Source organism: Xanthomarina sp. F1114, from assembly GCF_026410255.1.
In the GTDB taxonomy this organism is placed as follows: domain Bacteria; phylum Bacteroidota; class Bacteroidia; order Flavobacteriales; family Flavobacteriaceae; genus Xanthomarina.
Genome location: NZ_JAPMLL010000027.1, coordinates 1 through 6,335, shown reverse-complemented (window position 1 = coordinate 6,335; position 6,335 = coordinate 1). Strand labels below are relative to the sequence as shown.

Sequence of the window (6,335 nt, the reverse complement as noted above, 5' to 3'; positions counted from 1 at the left end):
TCAAAAACTCAGAAATTTATTATTTATGTGCAGTTTTACCGCTTGTAAATATAACAAAGCATGCAGAGATCTTTACGAGCGAATTGTGGCTAAAGTAAAGAGCAAAAAACTAGCATTGATTGCAGTGTGTAATAAACTACTACAACAAGCCTTTGCAATTGCTAAATCAGGATTAATATTTGATAATGAATATAAAAGTTCACTAGCTAAAAATTAATGGTTTTTTACTTGTTTTTTAGCACAGTACTTTGTTGGCAGTAGTATTTATTCCAATGTTTTTATAGCAATGCTAATTACAATCATTCCCATAATAATTAGAATTAGGAAAATTATATAGGTTAATACAATAAGTAACATTTTCTTAAAAGTACTTTTCTTGTTGAAGAATTGTATATAAGTCCAAAAATTAAATGCCATTCCCAATAGAAGAGGTAACAATATTAAATAACTATTCCTATCGAAAATAAAACTAAAAATAAAATATATGAACATTTGTTGTCCAGTTATATAAATGTTCAGAACAAGATGTTCAAAGTAATTATATTTTGATTTTAAAAATGCTAAATAAGATGCAAGAGAAAAAAATGGAACTAAAATTAATATAACATACGTTTGGTTTTTAGAAATCCAATTTATCAAGTCGCTGTTTTCCACTTTACCACCAGTCTTATAGCCAGAAATCGCATCATCAATGAATGTTTGGTTTCCGATAAAGTAATGTGCGAGTACGTATAAAGTAGATGTAAATATTATGAATGCTAAAGGTTTGAAATGGTTTTTTCTTTTACCCTCTAAAAACTCTCTGATACTATGTCCAGGCCTTGTGAATAATTCCTTTAGAGTGAATAAAAATCCACGATTTATTTGAAAAATGCTATTCGGTATTTCATTTATTAAGTATTTGTAATCAACTTTTCTAACGTTTGAGTTTTGTCCACAATTACTACAATAATTACCATTAAAATTCTGTTCACAATTTTTACAAATCATTCAGTTTAAATTTTCTTTTGAGTGAGTTTTTCATATTACTGCCAACGGTTTTGTGTATGATTTCGTTGCGTATTTAAGCACTAAAGTTAGCAAATAAAAACCGAATAGAAAGTCCGTAAGGACTTTCGTAAGTAGGCTAGACCTAGCAATGAATTATACACGTTGTTGCCACACGTTTTTTATTTCCAATAACTTATTTTTCTCGTATCAACATAAATTGGAACAAATTCCTTTGAGTTATTGAAATGTTCTTTCATAGATACATTTTTCTTAATCCAATTCCCATTTTCGTCAAATTCATAGTCAAATTTCAATTCTCGGTTCAATTTTGAATCCTCGAATTCTTTTGAATTGATAGGATTAAATAAAATATCAAATTCAGTTATATTGTTTGTATGCTTTTTTAAATCCGCTGATATTGTATAGGAAGATTGTTTAAAAATTCTTCCATCTTTCCATTCCGTTTCGCTTATCATTTCCATCCATTCTGTTTTATATGACGATTCTATTAGGTTGTTGTTATTGTCATATTTAAACAGATTAGTTGTCATTGATTTGTCATTCCCTTTTTCTTTTTGTGTAGAAGATATTATTTTATCATTATCGTCAAAAGCGTATTCTAAATTAACTTCGGTTGTATCATTTCCTTTAATAGAAATTCGCTTTATTTGATAATCATTTTTTCCATAATAAAAAGTTGTTTTATGGTCAATTGTATCATTAACGAAAACACTCAATTCACTTGTGTTTTTGATAGTATCATATTCCGAAATTTGAATAATATTCGATTTGTCTGATTTGTTAATTGAAACACTTTTTATGAACTCTTGGTTTTTGTTATAATCAATATCATTGGTTTGTGTAAGTTCTCCATAATTATCGAAGTATTCTACTTTTTTCAATTCCCCAAAATCGGTGTATTCTTCTATTTTGTTCAGAACAGGTTTATCTTCATTTTCTGTGTTCTGAAAAGTTGTTTTGTAATATTCAATTTTTTTAACTTTTCCATACAGATTGTTTCCTTGTAAAGCGTTTTTCGAATCTGAATAAATTGGCTGTAAATCAGTTCTCAATTCCGTTTTCTTTTGGCAGTTAAATAAAATAATTGACATTAAAGTCAGTAAGTAAATTTTTCTCAATGTTCTTATTTTCAAATGTGTGGCAACGTGTTTGTATATGAAAAGTGCGTGTTTGTGTCAGCGGATTTTCGGAACGAAAATCGGATGAAAGCAAACACGTACTTTCCTTTCGATTAAGCACTAAACTACGCATTTTTTATATACGGTGTTGTGCATAGTATTTTTTATTCCGCTATCCATTTCTCTTTTCTTTTCTGTTGGTCATTTTGTGAGAGATAATGAATAGCAATCAACAACTGAATATTGGGATTGTTTAAATCAAAGTTGTTTGGGTTTTTGTAAATCTGTTGTTGCAGCAAACCCATTGATTCAAAATCTCCAGCAGCAATAAGTCTCTCAGCGTATTCTTTTATTTCCGCATTGTTTTTTCCAAGTTCAGTCAAATATTTTTGATATTTTCCATTGTATTTTGAACCTATACTTTTTAATTCTAATCCAGTTTTTGGGTAAGTCGCTTTTCCGAATTCCCATATTTCATTAAATGTAGATTTGGAAATCGAATTATAAAGTTCTTTTTGCTTTTCAAAATCTACTTTTTCTAATATTGGTTGCCAACCATATTCTAATAATTCAGGTAATATTTTAGAAAAGCAAGTTTTAAAGTCCGAGTTTTTATTATCACAGATTTGATTTTGAAAAAAGGCCGTTATTTTATTCAGATCAGAGATTTGTTCAGTCGTAAAATTGTCTTTTAATTCAGTCGCAGAATATTGAGCATTACAAGATAAACTCACTAGTAAATTTGTAACTCCAATTATCAATATTATTGCTTTTCTCATATTATGCACAACGTGTTTGTGTATGATTTCGTTGCGTGTTTAAGCACTAAAGTTAGCAAATAAATCACAGATAGAAAGTCCGAGAGGACTTTCGTAAGTAGGCTATAACTAGCAATGAATTATACACGTTGTTACAAACAGTTTTTATTCGTATTCAAAAGTTGTTGTTCTAGTGCTTATTTCATTTCCGCTATTGTCTGTTTGTACTAGAACTTTACTTAAAGGATAATTATCAGTATCATAAGTTATGGTAGTTTCAAAATTTCTTACTGTTTCACTCGGAAGTGAGTTATTGTAAGTAGTGATTCTCTCCGTTTCATTATTTCCGCAAAGATTCATAATAAGACTTTCCGCTCCGAATATTATTTTATTTGAATTAGTGAAATTACTACTTGGTGTTGGGTTTGTGTCATATTCAATTTCTGAATAATCAATATCTTCAGCTATTATAATATTACCATTCGAATTATAAGTAAAATTTCGTGTTTGCTGTAAAACAGAATTAACATAATAATTAAAACTTTCAACTTCATTATTAGAATTGTAAGTGAATTCTATTCTTTCATCTTCAATTCCATTGGAATCATATATTATTCTTTCAGTTAAATTATCATTTGAATAGTTAAATTCATAAGTTTTATATAATGTTCCATTTTCATAATCTATTGCAGAGACAACTAAATTATTTTCATAGCTAAAAACAGTATTGTGTAAATCAGAAGCTGTTTGTCCAAATTCGGTGAAACTACTTTCAATTTCAGTCACATTATTATCTGAATTATAGATATATAGTTTTTCATATATTCCATAATTTCCTTCTTCCGAAACTTTAATAAGTTTTTTGTTATTCAATTCAGGTTCTTCGGTTGGATTACTGTCGTCAGACGAGCAAGAAAAAATAGTTAGTCCGATTAGAATTCCTAATAATAAATTCAGTTTTTTCATTCGTAATTTTGGGTTTAAATTGTTTGTAACGTGTTTGTATAAGATTAGTGGCGTGTTTAAGCACCTAATTTAGCAAATAAAGACCGAATAGAAAATCCGCGAGGATTTTCGTAAGTAGGCGAGGTCTAGCCATTAATTTTATACGGTGTTGTAGCACGTTTTTTTTATTCAATTTTAAACTTTTCATTAATAAACATTATTCTTTTTGCGTAGGCTGTCGAATCTCCAACTTCTTTAGTTTTGTCAAACGCTATAAAATCCACAAGTCCTTGAATTTCATTGTGTTCTTTGTCAAATATTTTTCTCGTGAAAGTATAATCTTTGTCGGCATCAAAGGCAAGTGTAATCATAGATGTGTCTTGTGGGACAATGAAATAAAGGTCAGATTTCACAACTTCATAACCTGGATAATAAAATTCAAAATCAACTTTTAAAGAATCATCTACATTCCACTTTTTATTGTAAAATTTGGTTCGATATAGATGACTTTTTTCAATAATTGAATCTCCATTTGAGTCAAAATATATTGCAGTATTCAAATAGGTCGAGTCTGGTCGGATTTTAAATGCGCTGAAATCTACAGTTTCATTTTTATTGTCAATATCTATGAAAAAAGGATTTGGAACAATATAATTTCGTTTGCAAATCAACTTATTGTTTTCGTAAAATAAATGTTCTCCAAGAGCCATTTCATTGATATAAATTCCTTTTCGTAAAGTGTCTTTCGCTTTGTTAAATTTTATTTTAAATTTTCTGTTATATTTTTTTCCGTAAATAGTTGTGTCAGAAAGCGGGCGATATATTATTTCATAATTGCCATTGTCAAATGTCGATTCCACTTGGAATGTTTTTTCATTACAGCTTGTAAAGAATAAAAATGCAATAATTATGAAAAATGTTCTGTTCATTGATTTGGTCAAATGTGCTACAACGTGTTTGTATATGAAAAGTGCGTGTTTGTGTCAGCGGATTTTCGGAACGAAAATCGGATGAAAGCAAACACGCACTTTCGATTCGATTTAGCACTAAACTACGCATTTTTTATACACAGTGTTGGCAGCAGTTATTTTAAAAGTCAATTATTATAATTTCCAAAAGGCTTAAAATTCCGGCTGTCAAAAATACAATTCCAGCTAAAGTGATTAAAATCAAACTGAAATAATTAAAGTTCCGTTCATTTTCTAAAACAAATTTTTTAGGATTTTTTTTGTCATACAAAACTGAAACAGATTCATTAATCTTATTTTTATAAGTTTTTATTTTGCTTAAGTCAGTTGATGAATAATAATAAGGTTTTTTATTTATTTGAATTCCGTTTTTGGTTTTAAATTCAATCGTTGGTGTTTTATAGCCATCTTCGTCAGATTCATAGAATAGAATTTTTCCAATGCTTTCAATTCCGTTTTTTTGGATATCCACTATAAAAATCCAGTATTTAATTCCGATTATAGTTGTCAATAAGCCAAGAATTAAAAAACAAATTACAGGTTTGTAAAACATAAAAAAGACAAAGAGAATAAATATCGGTATTGCGTACTCTTTTTTGTTTAATAATTCCATTTTATTCTTGTTCGTAAAGTTTGTCTTTAATTGCTGCCAACGTGTTGGTATAAGGAAAGTTGCGAGGTTTAAGCAATAAAGTTAGTAAATAAACACGAACCAAGAAAATCCGCGAGGATTTTCGTAAGTAAGCTATTACCAGCAATTTTTTTTATACGGTGTTACCTGCAGGCTTTATTCATATTGTTCTTAACTTGTCATCATCAGAATTATTATTAAAGTGATAATTCCAACTATTGTAGTAAATATTCCCATTTTTTTCGATTTTGTCCAACCTGCCATAGCAATCATAGTCAGTAAAGATATTATACCAAAAAAAAATGAAAAAGCACCAATACCTCTTGGTAATAATAAATCACTGTCAAGAACTTTTTGCGGATATCCTTCGGTTGTCATCATAAGAACTTTTGTCATTGCGAAAACACTAACAAGAAATAAGCAGGCAGATAAAGTTGATGCTATCATAATATTATTAGTCAATCGAGTTTTAGTCTCTGAAACTAAAAAATTTGCGACAATTGCTATTGAAAATCCACCCAATAAAGCACTAAGCGTAATTAATTGGTCAGCAAGTTTATTATAATATTCAAATGTTAGTTCAGTCATATTTTTTGCGTAATATCAATTTCTTTTCTTTTATAATTGTCGATTTTTTTCGCAAACTTCGTTTTTCAGCTTGCAGGTAACGTGTTTGTATATGAAAAGTGCGTGTTTGTGTCAGCGGATTTTCGGAACGAAAATCGGATGAAAGCAAACGCGCGCTTTCCTTTTGATTGAGCACTAAACTACGCATTTTTTATATACGGTGTTGCAAGTAGTAGTTTTTTTCGTTTTAGTTTCAGGGGGTTTTTGATTGATTATTTTTTCAAATCCGTTTGAGTGAGAAAATCCGAAAGATTGATTTTTAGAGTATAGATCTGTT

At 29.1% G+C, this 6,335-nt stretch carries 7 protein-coding genes and 1 pseudogene; 1 reads left to right on the top strand and 7 read right to left on the bottom strand.

What is annotated here, in order from left to right; translation table 11 throughout:
* Positions 1 to 217, top strand: a pseudogene (locus OS188_RS14605) (IS110 family transposase); the annotation flags it as partial.
* Between the two features lie 47 nt (positions 218 to 264).
* On the opposite strand, the gene OS188_RS14600 reads toward OS188_RS14605, so the two are convergent.
* From OS188_RS14600 to OS188_RS14570, 7 genes are all read right to left on the bottom strand, one after another.
* Entirely contained in the window at positions 265 to 990 is a 726-nt protein-coding gene (locus OS188_RS14600; protein WP_267149592.1) for a DUF3667 domain-containing protein, read from the bottom strand.
* 179 nt (positions 991 to 1,169) lie between these two features.
* Positions 1,170 to 2,063 (bottom strand): hypothetical protein, encoded by an 894-nt coding sequence (locus OS188_RS14595; protein WP_267149591.1) that lies wholly within the window; start codon positions 2,061 to 2,063, stop codon positions 1,170 to 1,172.
* 230 nt (positions 2,064 to 2,293) lie between these two features.
* Positions 2,294 to 2,908, bottom strand: coding sequence for a hypothetical protein (locus OS188_RS14590; RefSeq protein WP_267149590.1), 615 nt, complete (start codon positions 2,906 to 2,908; stop codon positions 2,294 to 2,296).
* Between the two features lie 144 nt (positions 2,909 to 3,052).
* Positions 3,053 to 3,853, bottom strand: coding sequence for a hypothetical protein (locus OS188_RS14585; protein ID WP_267149589.1), 801 nt, complete (start codon positions 3,851 to 3,853; stop codon positions 3,053 to 3,055).
* Positions 3,854 to 4,017: 164 nt separating this feature from the next.
* Positions 4,018 to 4,761, bottom strand: coding sequence for a hypothetical protein (locus tag OS188_RS14580; RefSeq protein ID WP_267149588.1), 744 nt, complete (start codon positions 4,759 to 4,761; stop codon positions 4,018 to 4,020).
* Between the two features lie 160 nt (positions 4,762 to 4,921).
* Positions 4,922 to 5,413, bottom strand: a complete 492-nt coding sequence (locus OS188_RS14575; RefSeq protein WP_267149587.1) for a DUF3592 domain-containing protein — start codon at positions 5,411 to 5,413, stop codon at positions 4,922 to 4,924.
* A gap of 189 nt (positions 5,414 to 5,602) precedes the next feature.
* Entirely contained in the window at positions 5,603 to 6,019 is a 417-nt protein-coding gene (locus OS188_RS14570; protein ID WP_267149586.1) for a hypothetical protein, read from the bottom strand.
* Positions 6,020 to 6,335: the final 316 nt, after the last annotated feature.

Bases quoted from the DNA above. Each gene is read 5' to 3' on its own strand.
- OS188_RS14600 (WP_267149592.1), bottom strand. From the start codon at position 990: ATGATTTGTAAAAATTGTGAACAGAATTTTAATGGTAATTATTGTAGT.
- OS188_RS14590 (WP_267149590.1), bottom strand. From the start codon at position 2,908: ATGAGAAAAGCAATAATATTGATAATTGGAGTTACAAATTTACTAGTG.
- OS188_RS14585 (WP_267149589.1), bottom strand. From the start codon at position 3,853: ATGAAAAAACTGAATTTATTATTAGGAATTCTAATCGGACTAACTATT.
- OS188_RS14580 (WP_267149588.1), bottom strand. From the start codon at position 4,761: ATGAACAGAACATTTTTCATAATTATTGCATTTTTATTCTTTACAAGC.
- OS188_RS14575 (WP_267149587.1), bottom strand. From the start codon at position 5,413: ATGGAATTATTAAACAAAAAAGAGTACGCAATACCGATATTTATTCTC.
- OS188_RS14570 (WP_267149586.1), bottom strand. From the start codon at position 6,019: ATGACTGAACTAACATTTGAATATTATAATAAACTTGCTGACCAATTA.